Origin of the sequence: Stenotrophomonas sp. G106K1 (assembly GCF_037969685.1) — a bacterium.
Lineage (GTDB): Bacteria > Pseudomonadota > Gammaproteobacteria > Xanthomonadales > Xanthomonadaceae > Stenotrophomonas > Stenotrophomonas lactitubi.
In genome coordinates this window covers 86,166-100,662 of record NZ_JBBPFR010000009.1, presented here as the reverse complement: position 1 = coordinate 100,662, position 14,497 = coordinate 86,166, and the positions used below count along the sequence as shown (strand labels likewise).

At 66.2% G+C, this 14,497-nt stretch carries 10 protein-coding genes and 2 tRNA genes; 2 read left to right on the top strand and 10 right to left on the bottom strand.

Annotated features, from left to right (window positions below; all coding sequences use genetic code 11):
• Nucleotides 1-16: 16 nt before the first annotated feature.
• From pgaD to WKB25_RS10495, 10 genes are all read right to left on the bottom strand, one after another.
• Entirely contained in the window at nucleotides 17-508 is a 492-nt protein-coding gene (pgaD, locus tag WKB25_RS10540) for a poly-beta-1,6-N-acetyl-D-glucosamine biosynthesis protein PgaD (RefSeq protein WP_340570461.1), read from the bottom strand.
• Nucleotides 505-1,758, bottom strand: coding sequence for a poly-beta-1,6-N-acetyl-D-glucosamine synthase (pgaC, locus tag WKB25_RS10535; RefSeq protein WP_340570459.1), 1,254 nt, complete (start codon nucleotides 1,756-1,758; stop codon nucleotides 505-507). The genes pgaD and pgaC overlap by 4 nt, the downstream gene beginning before the upstream one ends.
• Nucleotide 1,759: 1 nt before the next feature.
• On the bottom strand, nucleotides 1,760-3,667 hold the full coding sequence (pgaB, locus tag WKB25_RS10530) for a poly-beta-1,6-N-acetyl-D-glucosamine N-deacetylase PgaB (RefSeq protein WP_340570458.1): 1,908 nt from the start codon (nucleotides 3,665-3,667) through the stop codon (nucleotides 1,760-1,762).
• A gap of 1 nt (nucleotide 3,668) precedes the next feature.
• Nucleotides 3,669-5,708: a poly-beta-1,6 N-acetyl-D-glucosamine export porin PgaA gene (pgaA, locus tag WKB25_RS10525; RefSeq protein WP_340570456.1), complete on the bottom strand. Its 2,040-nt coding sequence runs from the start codon at nucleotides 5,706-5,708 to the stop codon at nucleotides 3,669-3,671.
• Nucleotides 5,709-6,085: 377 nt separating this feature from the next.
• Nucleotides 6,086-7,291 carry an MFS transporter gene (locus WKB25_RS10520; RefSeq protein WP_340570454.1) on the bottom strand — a complete coding sequence of 402 codons (1,206 nt, stop codon included), beginning with the start codon at nucleotides 7,289-7,291 and terminating at the stop codon, nucleotides 6,086-6,088.
• A 239-nt stretch (nucleotides 7,292-7,530) separates the two neighbouring features.
• A tRNA-Pro gene (locus WKB25_RS10515) sits at nucleotides 7,531-7,607 on the bottom strand.
• Between the two features lie 138 nt (nucleotides 7,608-7,745).
• Nucleotides 7,746-7,822 (bottom strand) — tRNA-Pro (locus WKB25_RS10510).
• Nucleotides 7,823-7,878: 56 nt separating this feature from the next.
• The gene (gene cydX, locus WKB25_RS10505; protein ID WP_025876452.1) at nucleotides 7,879-7,992 is read right to left on the bottom strand and encodes a cytochrome bd-I oxidase subunit CydX; all 114 of its coding nucleotides are present in this window, start codon (nucleotides 7,990-7,992) and stop codon (nucleotides 7,879-7,881) included.
• 54 nt (nucleotides 7,993-8,046) lie between these two features.
• Nucleotides 8,047-9,201 (bottom strand): cytochrome d ubiquinol oxidase subunit II, encoded by a 1,155-nt coding sequence (gene cydB, locus WKB25_RS10500; RefSeq protein WP_340570451.1) that lies wholly within the window; start codon nucleotides 9,199-9,201, stop codon nucleotides 8,047-8,049.
• 15 nt (nucleotides 9,202-9,216) lie between these two features.
• Nucleotides 9,217-10,800 carry a cytochrome ubiquinol oxidase subunit I gene (locus WKB25_RS10495; RefSeq protein ID WP_340570450.1) on the bottom strand — a complete coding sequence of 528 codons (1,584 nt, stop codon included), beginning with the start codon at nucleotides 10,798-10,800 and terminating at the stop codon, nucleotides 9,217-9,219.
• Between the two features lie 228 nt (nucleotides 10,801-11,028).
• Between WKB25_RS10495 and cydD the strand changes: the two genes are divergently transcribed.
• Together cydD and cydC are read left to right on the top strand one after the other, a co-directional pair.
• On the top strand, nucleotides 11,029-12,774 hold the full coding sequence (gene cydD, locus WKB25_RS10490; RefSeq protein ID WP_340570448.1) for a thiol reductant ABC exporter subunit CydD: 1,746 nt from the start codon (nucleotides 11,029-11,031) through the stop codon (nucleotides 12,772-12,774).
• Nucleotides 12,771-14,450 carry a thiol reductant ABC exporter subunit CydC gene (gene cydC / locus WKB25_RS10485; protein WP_340570447.1) on the top strand — a complete coding sequence of 560 codons (1,680 nt, stop codon included), beginning with the start codon at nucleotides 12,771-12,773 and terminating at the stop codon, nucleotides 14,448-14,450. The genes cydD and cydC overlap by 4 nt, the downstream gene beginning before the upstream one ends.
• Nucleotides 14,451-14,497: the final 47 nt, after the last annotated feature.

Genomic DNA, 14,497 nt, shown 5'->3' with positions numbered 1-14,497 from the left:
GCCCGGCCGAACCCTCCTACCGCAACAGCTGTGCAGTCATGCCCAGCGGCCGCGCATGCTTATCCATGTGCAGGGTGATGGCCTTGGCATTGAACATCTGTTCGGCGAGCTGATCACTGGCGCCAAGCGAATGGGCGATCTCCGAACGGCTGGCGTCCACCCGCGGGTGGCGACGCTCCTTGCCGGCGAAGCGGTAGCGGTTGTACTCGGCCCAGGCGATCAGCAGCAGCGCACAGCCGGCCAGGATCACCGGCAGGGCGACGATCACGAACGGGTCCAGATGCTGCTTGCGCTCGTACAGCTGCAGCCACGCCAGCTGTCCACCCAGCAGCCAGGACACCAGAGTGACCAAGGGCGCCCACAGATAGAAGTAGAACCCCCAGAACGCCAGGGTCACAAACCCCCAGGCGGTGCGTTGCAGGCGGGGTTGCTTGCGCGGTTTCTGGATCAGGCGCGAGTCGAAGCGGTTGGACGGCTTGGCCGACGCCGTCTGGCGGTGTGCGTTCATCGGATACCCCTGTCTGGGCTGACCCAGGTGGCACGCTTGCCACGCCGCTTCAGCAGCGTTTTCGGCAATGCCACCAGCGTGGTGAACAGGCTGATCAACCAGTACGCCATCGGGTACCAGATGACCCAGAAATAGTTGCGGCCGATATGCGTTTCGTAACGCCTGTCGATGATCAGGCTGCTGGCGAACTGCAGCAGGCAGACCAACGCCAGGATCACCCCATGCCATTGCGGCAGCAACGTGTCGATGTACAGCTGCGGCGGCAGTGGGATGAACTTGCCCAGCGCCCACAGCACGATGATGGCGAGCATCGTGTAGGCCCACAGCACACTGAGGATGTATTCCAGCAGCACCCCCCACATGCGCCGTTTGCGCCAGCTGAAAAGCGATGAGCCATGGCGTCGCAGTACTTCCACGCCGCCCTGCGCCCAGCGCAGGCGTTGCCGCCACAGCCCCTTCAGGGTTTCCGGCATCAGGATGAAGCACAGCGCGTTGGGTTCGTAGCGGATGTCCCAATGATCCAGCTGCAGCCGCCAGCTGATGTCGATGTCCTCGGTGACCATGTCATCGGCCCAGTAGCCGATGCGGTGCAGCGCGGTGCGGCGGAACGCGGCGATGACTCCGGATACGGTGAAGATGCGGCCGTAGACGCGCTGGGCGCGCTTGATCATGCCGATGATCGAGGAGAACTCGGCCACCTGCAGACGGCCGAGCAGGGTGGAGCGGTTGCGGATGCGCGGGTTGCCGGTAACCGCACCCACGCGCGGGCCGCTGGTCAGGTGCCAGACCATCCAGTGCATCGCAAACTCTTCCAGCATGGCATCGCCATCGATGCACACCAGGTACTCCGATCTCGCGGCCAGCGCGCCCATGCGCAGCGCGTTGGCCTTGCCCAGGTTGCGGTCCAGGTGGACCACGCGCAGACGCGGATGAAGCGCTGCAAGCGCGTCCAGGCGTGCGCCGGTATCGTCGGTGCTGCCATCGTTGATGGCGATCACTTCGAAATCCGGGTAGCGCTGGGCCAGCGCTGCGCCGAGCGTGTCGTCCAGGTTCGCTGATTCGTTGTGGCACGGAATCAACAGGCTGGCGAACGGATACTCCGCCATCGGTGGCGGATCGTTGCGCGGACGCGACTTCCGCTCACGACGGAAGAAGTAGTACAGGCCACCTGACATCCAGAAGAACGCCATCACCATGGGGTAGAAGAAGGCGAACTGGAACATGGCGTTGAGCCACGGATTCATGTCCACGTCACTTCTCCGGATACGGGAAGTTGCGCGCGGACATTGCCGCGCGTGCATCCTGGGTCGACGGCTTGTCGGCGATGAAATCGTCCGGGTACCACGCGAAATGGCGCACGCCCTGCGCCTGCAGGCGACGGATCTGCGCGCGCAGCTGTTCGCCGCTGATCGGCGTCTGCGTGCGCCAGTCCACGGTCTGCAGCTCGAACATCGTGTGCTTCAGGTCCGGGTCGTGCTCGCGCACTGCCACCACCAGGCGGTCCATCCAGCGCTGGGGACGGCGGCTGCCTTCCATCCACGGCATCGCCATCAGCGCGGTGCGGTCGTAGGCCTGGTTGAACAGGTCCAGGCGCTGGGCGAACCACGCCGCGCTTTGCGGTTCCAGCACCGGCTGCGCGTACAGGTTGCGCACGGTGCCCAACTTGGGGCGCCAGCGTTGTGCGCTGTCGCGCAGTTCCAGGGTGAAATCGATCAACGCCTGGGTGCGGCCACCGTCGCTGCCTTCCTGTGGCAGCTGCGCCAGCTCGGTATCGCGTACGTAGCCGTCATCGTGGAACAACAGGCCTTCGAAGTACGAATTGATCGCCAGGTCTTCGTAGATGTCCTTGATGATCTGCCGTGCCTGCGGTTTGGTGAAATCCAGGCGGTACATGCCATCGCGTTCCGGACTCTGGATGCCCAGCGCCGCACGCTGTGCAGCGTCGGGCAGTTCATAGCCCAGCACCGGCAGCCATGCGTAGACCTTCACCCCGGCACGGGTTTTCAGCTGCCAGGCGACACGGTTGAACAGGTCCGCGCGCATTGGCAGGTGCCGGTTCGGGAAGTACAGGGCATCGGCGGTGTTGTTGCCGTCCGGGTCGGCGAAGGCCTGCAGGTAGACATGCGTCGGGCCGATCCGCTTCACGCGCTCGATCAGTGCATCCAGGTTGCGCGCCTGCTGTGCAGGGTCGCTGTCGTAGACCGAGTCCATATCGATCTGCAGTGCACGGGTACCGTCCAGGTTGACGTTGCGACGCAGCTCGAAGGCCAGCGAGGTGACGTTTGGATTGCTGGTCACCAGCAGGCGTGCCAGGCCGTGCAGGTCGGCAGTCACCGGCGTGCTGCGTCCTTCCAGGTCGAAGGACACCGGCATGCCCAGCTGCTCGGCGATGTCGTTGCTCAACTGGTTGTAGGCGGCATACGGCCAGACGATCGCTTTCGGGCGTACCCCCAGTTCCTTTTCGATGCGCTGCACGCTGCGGCCGAGATCGTCGCGCAGGCGCTTTTCGTACTCCTGCGCGCTTTCATAGCGCTGCGCCTTGGGGTCGTAGATGCGGGTGATCACCGCCGGGGTCTGGTTGCCCTGCGGGTTGGACTGCACGCCGTGGTGCAGGTTGTCGGTGTGGCTGGCCAGTTCGATCAGGCCGCTGGCCTGCATCTCGCGCAGCTGGTCCCAGGTCAGGAAATCGTCATGGCCGAACGGACGGTAGCCGTAGTCGATGGTACGGCCCGGTGCCATGTCCACGTAGTCGGTGATCACCGCCACCAGCGCCGGATAGTTGTACGCACGCAGCAGCGGATAGACACGGCTGTACACGCTGCGCAGGCCGTCGTCGAAGGTCAGCAGCACCGGCCGCGGCGGCAGCTTTGCTTCTCCACGCGAGGCCTTGATCAGCTGCGACAGCGACACCGGGTGATAGCCATGGGCGGACAGCCAGTCCAGGTGTGCGGCGAAGTTCTGCGTGCTGACCGCGTAGGCGTCGGCATCGGATTTCTCCAGCACATCATCGCGCACGTCGTGATAGCTGAGGACCAGCAGGCCGTTGTCGGCCGCGTCCAGTTCCGCGGCCGAGCGGGCGCGCTGGGCTGCGGCGGGCAGGGCGAGGAACAGCAGCGCCAGCAGCAGTACGGTCGTCAGGTTGCGAAGCATCCGTTCCATCTCATTCTCCCCAGCGCAGCGTGGCATCGAAGCCGATATGTCGTTCACGTTGGCCGTCGTAGACCGGCCGCGACCAACTCACGCCGTACTCGAGGATCCGCCCCTGATCGAACTGCCATTCGTGGCGATAGGCCACGGTCGGAATGATCGAACTGCCAAATCCTTCCTGCCAGTAGTTGCCAACGGACACCGTCAGGCGATGGCGGAAGTGGCGCTCGTAATGGCGCCACAACTGCTGGTCGATGCGCAGGCCCACTTCCACCGAGCGATCCCGCGAGGGGTTGAAGTACGGCGCATCGTGGCGGCTGCCACGGCTGGTGTAGACACTGCCCAGGCCATCGATCAACAGGCGGGGGCGGGTCAACAGCCGTTGTTCGATCGCACTGTTCAGCGTGTCGCGGCGGTTGCCATCGTCGTAACGGAACTGGCTGCCACCGATGCTCCAGTGCGTGCGTTCGTTGCGCGTGTAATCCACGGCAACGGCGACGCTGTCGGCGGTGATGCCGGCCACGCGTGCCTGCATCGAGGCTTCCGGATCATTGCGGGCGGCCGTTACGCCAGCATGCCAGCGGTCGTTGAACTGCCAGCCGACGCTGCCACGCAGACCGGTGTCACCGATGCTGTCGTTGGGGCGCAGCACCGCCGCCTCGGCATCGACGCGGTCGAAGCGGTAGCGCACGCCGGCACCGATCCACAGCGGATCGATATCCTGGTCCTGGAAGGTGACCGAACGGCGGTCGGCGAAGGCGAACAGGCGCCAGCGGTCGTTGAGAACCGGCGAGGCGACTTCCATGCCGTAGTGCAGGTCGTCATTGCCCAGCGGCGAGCTGCCGCCGCCGCCGGAACTGCGGCCGCCCTCTACCTTGGCCAACAGCTGCCAGCCGCGATGGGCGCGCCAGTCGCGTTCCATGCGCTGCACAGACGGCTGACTTGGATAGCGGGCAAGAAGATCGTCATGCAACGGTCGCGCCAGGTCGTCGCGTTGCAGCTGCACGTAGGATTCGTACATGCCCAGCCGCGGCGCGATGTCACGCGGGTCGAGGGTGTAGGCCATCTGGTGACGTTCCAGTGCGCGCCGTGGCCAGCCGCGCATCTGGTAGACGCTGCCCAGCGAGGTCTGCAGGCTGCCATTGCCCGGGCCGACGTCGACCAGCGCTTCCAGCTCGCGCTGGGCCGTGGGCAGATCGCCGCTATAGGCCCGCACCATCGCCAGGTTCAGGTCGGCTTCGTAGCGCGCCCAGTTCTGGAAGGGTGTCTTGCCACCGCCCCAGCGCCATGCCGGTTCATCCTTCTGCCACGCCTGCAGGTAGCTCACCGCCTTCTCCGCCTGCTCGGTTTCCAGGTAGGCATAGGCCAGCTCCGAGCGAGACTCGAAGCGTGAGGGATCGTTCTTTGCGGCGGCCTCCAGCAAGGGAATGGCCTCGTCCGGGTTCTGGGTGGCCATCAGCGAGTCGCCGACTGCTGGCAGCACGTAATCGGGCAGGGCATGGCCCTCGCGCTGCAGCGCCCTTGCCTCGTCGCGCACCTTCGCGTGGCGGGCCAGGCGGTTGAGCAGGATCAGCCGGTCCATGCGGATACGCAGCGGCGCCTGCGCCTGCGTTGTGCCATCGCGCTCGACGTACTGCTCCATTTCCGCAAGCGAAGCCTCGGCCTCGTCCAGCCGGGTGTCTTCGCTTTCGCCGTAGGCCAGGCTCCAGTTGACCAGCTTGGCTACATAGTTGGCCTCCAGCCGCGCTTTCTGGTCCTGGTCGAACAGGTTCGGCCGGGCCTGGTAAAGCCGCCAGGCGCGATGGGCATTGCCGATGTCGCCCAGGGTCAATACCTGCAGCTTATACAGCAGGTCGTCGTTGGGCTCGCGCAGCTGCGCCCGCTCGATCGCCGCCAGGGCATCGACCCAGCGAGCCTGGTCACGGTAGTGGCCGATTTCGGCGAGCCGGTCGGCGCGCGTGATCGCGGCGGGCGGCGAGGCCGCGTGGGCCCAGCACGCCAGGGTGGCGCAGGCCAGGCCGACGCACAGCGCCAGCGGACGGTGAACAACCATGAGACCCCCTAAGCATCCATTGCTGAACGATGTACTCAAAAATGTGACGCACATCACATGCCAACTGTAGCTGACGCTTTGCCGATGCAGGCAGTTGCGGCCCGTACCAGAGTGACGGAAAGTCCGTGAAGGATCGGCCAACCCTTCTGCAACCCATTGTTGAGAGGGGTATTTTTGATTGTTCCGGCGCCAAGGGGGCGGCAGCGCGGCATGTCCCCGGGCTGTCCGGCCCCCCAAGCCGCGCCCGGTTCTGGACGCGAACCGGGTCAGCTTTGGACACGCTACGTCACCCGCTGCGGTGGCGGTGTGTAGATGGCGGCAGTGTGGGGTGTGGGGTGGTCGGCTGCGCGGCGAGGGGCGTCAGGCAGCCTGGTCGATCACCACAGGTCTTCCAGCTTGCGCGGCTTGCAGGCCACCCACGAGGCGCACAGCATCAGCACCGCGCAGCCGAACAGGAAGGCGAAGGGCAGGGTCCAGCCCTCGCTGACGGTGTGCAGCCAGCCGACCAGGAATGGGCCCAGGCAGCTGAAGCTGTAGCCCACGCCCTGCATGAAGCCGGACAAGGCCGCCGATCCCGTCGGGGTGCGCGTGCGCAGATTGATCAGGGTCAGCGCCAGCGGGAACGTGGACGGCCCGACGCCCAGCAGGCAGGCCCACAGCAACGGCGCCTTCATCGGCGCGAACAGCAGGCCGGCGAAGGCGATGACGAAGGCCGAAAAGCCGATCAGCACCAGCGGGAACGGATTCTGCAGGCGCACGGCCAGCGACGGGATCACCAGCGATGGCAGCAGGCCCAGTGCCGAAAACACCGCCACCATCACCCCACCGAAGGCGGGCGTGGCACCGGCTTCGACCACGATGCGCGGCAGCCAGGTGAACATCGAATAGGTCATCAGCGAAGTCATGCCGAACATCAGCGTCATGCTCCAGCCCAACGACGTGCGCCAGACCTTGCCGTGCGGCTGCACGGTGGGGTCGCTGCTGTCCCGCAGCGGTTTCGGTGCATGGCGCGCCAGCAACAGCCATGGCAGGGTCGCCGCCAACGCCAGCAGCGCCCACATGCCCAGCGACACCCGCCAGCCTGCGGCGTTGGCCACCGGCACCGCCAGCAGCGCCGGCATCATCGTGCCCAGCTGCAGCACGCTGATGTACAGCGTGCTCATGGTGCCGACCTTGTTGGCGAAGTAGCGCTTCACCAGCGGCGGCACCACCACGTTGCCGATGCCCATGCCGGCCAGTGCGATCACCGAGCCCAGAAGCAGGGTGCCGACGTTGCCGGCGCTGGAGCGCAGCAGCAGGCCGGTGGCGGCCATCAGCATGGCCAGCAGGGTGGTGCGCTCAAGGCCCAGGCGTCGTGCCAGCGCCGGGGTGGCGACGCCGAACAGCGCGAACGAGGCGGTCGGCAGCATGCCCAGCACGCCGGTCATGGTGGTGCCGAAGCTGAACTGCTGGCCCAGCACGTCCAGCAGCGGGGTGATCGAGGTGACGGCAGTACGCAGGTTGACCGCGGCCAGCAGGATTGCGGCGAACGCCAGCAGGCGGCCGTGCAGCAACGATGGCGAAGAGGAGGTGGGGGGCATCATGCGGTGTTCCTTGCAGGTGGCGCACGCCGCGCAGGTGGCGTGCAGCGCCCGCACCGGACGGGGCCGGTGTGGCAGGTGGGGGAGTGGCGGCCATTGTACGTGGCCGGCTGCGTCAGGTCCTCGACCCCGGTCCGGGGTGGCACGTTGCTGACGACGACGTAGCCGGGTGTGCCGGATTGCAGGCACAAAAAAACCCGGAGGACACTGATGTCTTCCAGGCTTCTTGGTGACCACCGAAGTGGTCGGGGAGACAGGATTCGAACCTGCGACCTCTACGTCCCGAACGTAGCGCTCTACCAGACTGAGCTACACCCCGAAGGGAGCCGCCTATTCTAGCCATTTCCCCCGATGGCGGCAAGGGGGAAGACCGTTCTGCTTCGCTGCCGTGACAGCGACTCCTGCGGGAACAAAAAAGCCTGGAAGACTTCACCAGGCTTCAATGCGACCACCGAAGTGGTCGGGGAGACAGGATTCGAACCTGCGACCTCTACGTCCCGAACGTAGCGCTCTACCAGACTGAGCTACACCCCGAAGGAGCCGCCAAGAATACGGTGTGAAGGCCGTATCGGCAACTCTTTTTTACAGTTTCAACGCACTTCCTTGTCGGCGCGCGCGCTTTCGCGTGCTTCGAACCACATCCCGTTGAGGATGGCCACGACCGAAGCCAGGCCAGCGCCGAGAATCCAAGCGAAATACCACATGGTCAATCTCCTGTGTGCGAGGGGTGTGCCGACCTTGGGCCGGCACACGGGCAATCAGTACGCGTTCGGGTTGTCGCCCATTTCTTCAGTCGTCGTCTTGCCCTTCAGCACGCGGTACACCCAGGTGGTGTAGGCCAGCACGATGGGCAGGAAGATGGCCGTGGCCAGCAGCATGATCCACAGCGTGAGGTGGCTGGACGAGCTGTCCCAGACGGTCAGGCTGGAAGTGGGCTGGCTGGAGGACGGCAGCAGGAACGGGAAGATCGCAAAGCCGACGGTGAGGATGATGCCGGCAATGGACGCGCCCGAGGCAATGAAGGCCAGGCCGCCACGACGCGCACGCAGCAGCACCGCACTGGCAAGTGCACCCAGCAGGCCCAGCACCGGGAACACCAGCGTTGCCGGCATGCTGCTGTAGTTGCGCAGCCAGCCACCGGCGGCGGTGCCCAGTTCGGCGGTCTTCAACAGCGGATTGGTCGGTCCGTCGGTCACTACCTGCGAGGTGATCTGGTAGCCCGGCAGGCCGAAGGCCACCCAGGTGCCGGCAGCGGCGAACAACACGAAGCTGATGATGGCGGCGATGCTGCCGTAGCGCGCTGCACGTTCGGCCACCGGGCCGTCGGTCTTGAGCACCAGCATGGCCGCACCGTGCGACACCAGCATGGCCACGCTGATCAGGCCGGCGATGAGTGCGAACGGCGTGAGCAGGCCGAAGAACGAACCGGTATAGGTCACGCGCAGCGTGTCGTCGAAGTGGAACGGCACACCCAGCAGCACGTTGCCCACCGCGACGCCGGCAATCAGGCCCGGCAGCAGGCCACCGACGAACAGCACGCGGTCCCAGTTGTCGCGCCAGCGCTTGGACGGCAGCTTGCTGCGGTACTTGAAGCCGACCGGGCGCAGGATCAGCCCGAACAGCATCGCAAACACCGCCAGGTAGAAGCCGGAGAAGCTGACCGCATACAGCGGCGGCCAGGCGGCGAAGATCGCGCCGCCACCCAGCACCAACCAGACCTGGTTGCCTTCCCAGACCGGGCCGACGGTGTTGATCACCAGCCGGCGTTCTTCATCGGTCTTGGCCACGAACGGCAGCAGGGTACCGACACCAAGGTCGAAACCATCCATGACGGCCCAGCCGACCAGCAGGATGCCGAGCAGCAGCCACCAGATCACGCGGAGCGTGGTGTAATCAAGTGCAATGAATTCCATCTGGATTCTCCTGCCTCAGGCCTGGCCGGGGGCAACGGCATTGGGGGAAACAGGGCGGATGTCGGCCTGCAGCGTCGGCAGGATGTCATCGGGACCCTTGCGGACCGCCTTCAGCATCAGCTTGATTTCGATGATCAGCAGCACCGTGTACAGGCTGGTGAACACCGCCAGCGTGGTCAGGATTTCATGCAGTGCCAGGCCCGATGCTGCATAGAAGGTGGGCAGCACGCCGTCCACAGCCCACGGCTGGCGACCGTACTCGGCCACGAACCAACCGCATTCGATCGCGATCCACGGCGCCGGCAGGCTCCACACGGCCAGCTTCAGGAACCAGCGCTTGTCCTGGAAGTTGTTGCGGCACGAGTAGTAGAAGGCCAACGCGAAGAAGGCGATCAGATAGAAGCCCAGCCCGGCCATGATGCGGAAGGTCCAGAACAGCGGCGCCACGCGCGGCACGGTATCCATCGCGGCCTTGGAGATTTCCTCCGGCGTCGCATTGAGGATGTCGTCGCGGTAACGCTTCAGCAGCAGGCCATGGCCGAGATCCTGCCAATGGCGGTCGAACATTTCCCGTGCTTCGAGGTCGTTCTTGTCCTTCTTCACCCGTTCCAGTGCGCCGTAGGCGATCTGGCCACCACGGATGCGGTGTTCCGCACGCTCCACCAGCTCCAGGATGCCCGGAATCGGCTGGTCCAGCGAACGGGTGGCGATCAGGCCCATCAGGTACGGGATCTTGATCGCATAATCGTTGGTGTGGGTGTCCTGGTTGGGAATGCCGAAGGCGGTGAAGTCGGCGGGCGCACGCTCGGTCTCCCACATCGCTTCGATCGCGGCCAGCTTCATCTTCTGGTGTTCGCTGGCGGCATAGCCGCTCTCGTCACCCAGCACGACCACCGACAGCGAGGACAGCAGGCCGAAGGCCGCGGCAACCGCGAACGAACGGCGGGCCATGTCCCTGTGCTTGTTGCGCAGCAGGTACAGGGCGCTGATCGACATCACGAAGATCGCACCGGTTACGTAGCCGGCACTGACGGTGTGCACGAACTTGGCCTGCGCCACCGGGTTCAGCAGCACTGCGGCGAAGTCGACCACTTCCATGCGCATGGTTTCCGGGTTGAACACCGCACCGGTCGGGTTCTGCATCCAGCCGTTGGCGATCAGGATCCACACCGCCGACAGGTTGGTGCCCAGCGCCATCAGCCAGGTCACGGTGAGGTGCTTGACCGGGCTCAGGCGCTTCCAGCCGAAGAAGAACAGGCCGATGAAGGTGGCTTCCAGGAAGAACGCCATCAGGCCTTCGATGGCCAGCGGCGCACCGAAGATGTCGCCCACGTAATGGCTGTAGTACGACCAGTTCATGCCGAACTGGAATTCCATCACCAGGCCGGTGGCCACGCCGATGGCGAAGTTGATGCCGAACAGGGCGCCCCAGAACAGGGTCATCTGTCGCCAGACCTGCTTGCGGGTCATCACGTACACACTTTCCATGATGGCCACCATGAAGGACAGGCCAAGCGTGAGCGGTACGAATAGGAAGTGGTACATCGCGGTCAGAGCGAATTGCAGCCGCGACAGTTCTACGACTGTCTGATCAATCATGGCCTGGCTACCTCGTTGGATAGTGCCGTTGCAGGTGGCGGGAAGGGTGGTCTACGGGGTGAATGATGTGACCGACTACTTCAAACAGCCTTGATCCAGATCAATGTATGAACAGGTATTCAGGAGGATCGTATGCCAACCCGATGAAGACTGCGACCGCCGGCCGCAGGGGAAGGCTGTTGCCTGCGCCTACAATGCCGTCCATCCCCCTGCTGCCTGTGAAGAGCCTTGAGCGCTGCCGAACCGACCGCTGACGCCCCTGATCGGGATGACGAATCGACCCGCTTGCGGCGTGTCCGCACCGCGTGGCTGGCCGATCTGGCCCGCGCCGCGAAGGGGCGGCAGCGGCTGGCGTCGCTGTGCACCAGCGTGTCCGGCGCGCTGTTGATCGGCCAGGCCGCCGCCATCGCCTGGCTGGTGCAGCAGGTGCTGGTCGAGCGCACGCCGCTGGCCCAGGGCCTGCCGGTGCTGGCCGCGCTGACGGTGATCCTGGTGGTGCGGACCCTGCTGGGCAGTGTCACCCAGGCGGCGGCCGGTGACGTTGCCGATGCCGCACGCCTGTCCCTGCGCGAGCGTGTCTTCGCGCGCCTGCTCGGGCATGGCCCGTTGTGGCTGCGGCAGCGCCGCACCGGCGAGCTCGGTGAGCTGATGCTGCATCACGGCGATGCCATCGAGAACTACTACAGCGGTTTCCTGCCGGTCCGCACCGAAGTGGTGGTGGTGCCCTTGTTGATCCTGGCTGCTGTGGCCTGGGTCGATTGGGTCGTCGCACTGATCCTGCTGTTCACTGCGCCGCTGGTGCCGTTTTTCATGATGCTGGTGGGCTGGGGCGCGGAAGCGGCCGGACGCGCGCAGCTGGGCGAACTGGCGCGGATGAGCGGGCACTTCGCCGATCGCATCAAGGGCCTGGGTCTGCTGCGCCTGTATGGCCGCGGGGACGCCGAGCTGGCCGGCATCGAGGCTGCGGCCGAGGGCGTACGCGTGCGCACCATGAAGGTGCTGCGCATCGCCTTCCTGTCGTCCACCGTGCTGGAGTTCTTTGCCTCGGTCAGCGTGGCGATGGTGGCGTTGTATCTGGGCCTGAGCTATCTGGGCCTGATGTCGCTGCATGCGACCGTGCCGACGCTGGGGGCAGGCTTGTTCTGCCTGCTGCTGGCACCGGAGTTCTACGCACCGCTGCGGCGCCTGGCCGCGCACTATCATGACCGCGCCAATGCACTGGCCGCTGCCGCCGAGGTGGAGCGCCTGCTGCAGGTGCTGCCGGAAGACGAGGCTACGATTGCAGAGGACAGCGTGCTGCTGGCACCGGAGCCGGCCGAGGCCGCGTTGCCGCCGCTGCAGGCGCACGGTTTGGCGCTGCGCCCGTTGGGTGCCACGCACGACGTGCTGCAGAATCTGGACCTGCTGCTGGAACCGGGGCAGCGCCTGGCCCTGGTCGGTCCCAGTGGCAGCGGCAAGAGCACGCTGCTGGAAGCGCTGGCCGGGTGGCTACCGCCGCGTGCGGGCCGGGTGCAGCTGCGGCCGGGATTGCAGGTGGCCTATGCCAGCCAGCGCCCGTATCTGTTCCACGGCACCATTGCCGAGAACCTGCGCCTGGCCGATCCCGGTGCCAGTGACGCGCGCCTGCGCGCCGTTGCCGAAGCCGCACAGGTGCTGCAGTTCGCGCAGCGCCTGCCGCAGGGGCTGGATACGCTGATCGGCGAGCGTGGCTTCGGCCTGTCCGGTGGCGAAGCACGTCGCATCGGCCTGGCGCGTCTGCTGCTGCGCGATCCGCAGGTGCTGCTGCTGGATGAGCCTACGGCCTTCCTCGACGCTGAAACCGAAGCGGCGCTGCTGCGCAGCCTGGCTGCGTATGCGCGCGGACGCAGCGTGGTGGTGGCTACCCACAGCCCGGCGGTGATCGCCTGGGCCGACCGCTGCCTGCTGCTGCCCGAAGGGCGTCTGGTCGAACCGGCGCAGGCGGTACGCGCATGAGCCGGTCTTCCGATTCGCTGCGCACGGTGTTCCTGCACCATAGCCCGCGGCTGCTGCTGGCGGTGCTGCTGCTGTGGACCACGATGCTGGCGGGCACCGCGCTGCTGGGCCTGTCTGGCGGCTTCCTCACCGCTGCAGCGCTGGCTGGTGCAGCCGGCCTTGGCCAGGGCTTCAATTTCTTCACTCCGTCGGCCGGCATCCGCGGGCTGACCATGGCGCGCATCGCATCGCGCTATTTCGAAAAACTGGTGGGGCATGACGCCACCCTGCGCATCGCCCGCGACCTGCGCGTGTGGTTCTTCCGCCGCGCGCTGCCGCTGGCGCCGGCACGGCTGGGTGCGACCCGCACCGGCGATCTGCTGGCGCGGCTGCTGGGCGACATCGGCGAGATTGATGGCCTGCTGGTGCGTGCCATCGGCCCGTTGCTGGCGCTGGCTGCGTTGACGCTGGTGGGCGTGGGCTCGGCGGCGTTGATCCTGCCATCGGCGGCGCTGCTGCTGGCGGTACTGGGGCTGCTGATCGGTGTTGGCGTGCCGTGGCTGGGCGTGAGGGGACATGACAGCGAAGAGGCCGACCGCGCTGCCCATCGTGCGGCGTTGCGCACGGCGGCATTCGAAGGGCTGGAAGGGGCGGCCGATCTGGCCGCGCTGCATGCCGGCAACACCTGGCAGTTGAAGGTGCGGGTGGCGGCCAAACAGGTGGCCTCACGTGATCGTCGTCGACGCCTGCGGCTGATTGCTGCATCAACGCTGCATGGCGTGCTGGCCGGGCTCGGCCTGGTGGCGATGCTGGCGCTGGCGCTGCACGCGGCCGAACAACAACGGATCGCGCCGGAAATGGCCGCCGGGCTGGTGTTCCTGACCGTGGCGATGATCGAACTGTGGGCGGGCATGGGCTTGGCCTGGCAGTCGCTGCAATCGGGCCGCATCGCGGCCACACGTCTGCAGGCCATCGTCGAGCAACCGCCTTCGGTGCAGGAGCCTGCATCGCCGCAGCCACTGGCGCCGGCCGCGACCGTGCACTGGGACGACGTCCACTTCCAGTGGCCGGGCGCCGCACGGCCGGTCCTGTGTGGCCTGCAGCTGACGCTGGCGCCGGGCGAGCGCATCGCCATCCGTGGCGACAGCGGCAGCGGCAAGACCACGTTGTCGAGCCTGCTGCTGCGTCTGTGGGATCCGCAGCAGGGACGGCTGACCTACGGTGGCCAGGACCTGCGCGATGTCGCCCAGGCCGACTGGCACCAGCACCTGGCATGGCTGCCGCAGAACGCACCGGTATTTGCCGGCAGCGTGGCCGAGAACCTGCGACTGGGCGATCCCGAGGCCAGCGACGAAACGTTGTGGTCGGTGCTGCAACGGGTACGGCTGGGCGAATGGGCCGAGCGCAACGGCGGCCTGCAGGCCTGGGTGGGCGAGAACGGCGCAACGATGTCGGCCGGCCAGGCGCGGCGCCTGGCGCTGGCCCGCGCGCTGCTGCGCAATGCGCCGATCCTGCTGGTGGATGAACCCACCGAAGGCCTGGACGTGGATACCGCGCGCGCACTGCTGCAGGACCTGCCAGCCCTGCTGGAAGGACGCAGCCTGTTGATGATCACCCACGATGACCTGCCGGCAGGTGTGGTGGATGTGCAGTACCGGTTGCGCGATGGGGTATTGGTCCGCGAACCGCTTCGGTAGAGCCCGACCCTGGTCGGCATATCCACCCGTGGCGTGCATCTACAGGG

Bases quoted from the DNA above. Each gene is read 5' to 3' on its own strand.
- cydB (WP_340570451.1), bottom strand. From the start codon at position 9,201: ATGGAATTCATTGCACTTGATTACACCACGCTCCGCGTGATCTGGTGG.
- pgaB (WP_340570458.1), bottom strand. From the start codon at position 3,667: ATGGAACGGATGCTTCGCAACCTGACGACCGTACTGCTGCTGGCGCTG.
- pgaA (WP_340570456.1), bottom strand. From the start codon at position 5,708: ATGGTTGTTCACCGTCCGCTGGCGCTGTGCGTCGGCCTGGCCTGCGCC.
- cydX (WP_025876452.1), bottom strand. From the start codon at position 7,992: ATGTGGTATTTCGCTTGGATTCTCGGCGCTGGCCTGGCTTCGGTCGTG.
- WKB25_RS10520 (WP_340570454.1), bottom strand. From the start codon at position 7,291: ATGATGCCCCCCACCTCCTCTTCGCCATCGTTGCTGCACGGCCGCCTG.
- cydC (WP_340570447.1), top strand. From the start codon at position 12,771: ATGAGCCGGTCTTCCGATTCGCTGCGCACGGTGTTCCTGCACCATAGC.
- WKB25_RS10495 (WP_340570450.1), bottom strand. From the start codon at position 10,800: ATGATTGATCAGACAGTCGTAGAACTGTCGCGGCTGCAATTCGCTCTG.
- pgaD (WP_340570461.1), bottom strand. From the start codon at position 508: ATGAACGCACACCGCCAGACGGCGTCGGCCAAGCCGTCCAACCGCTTC.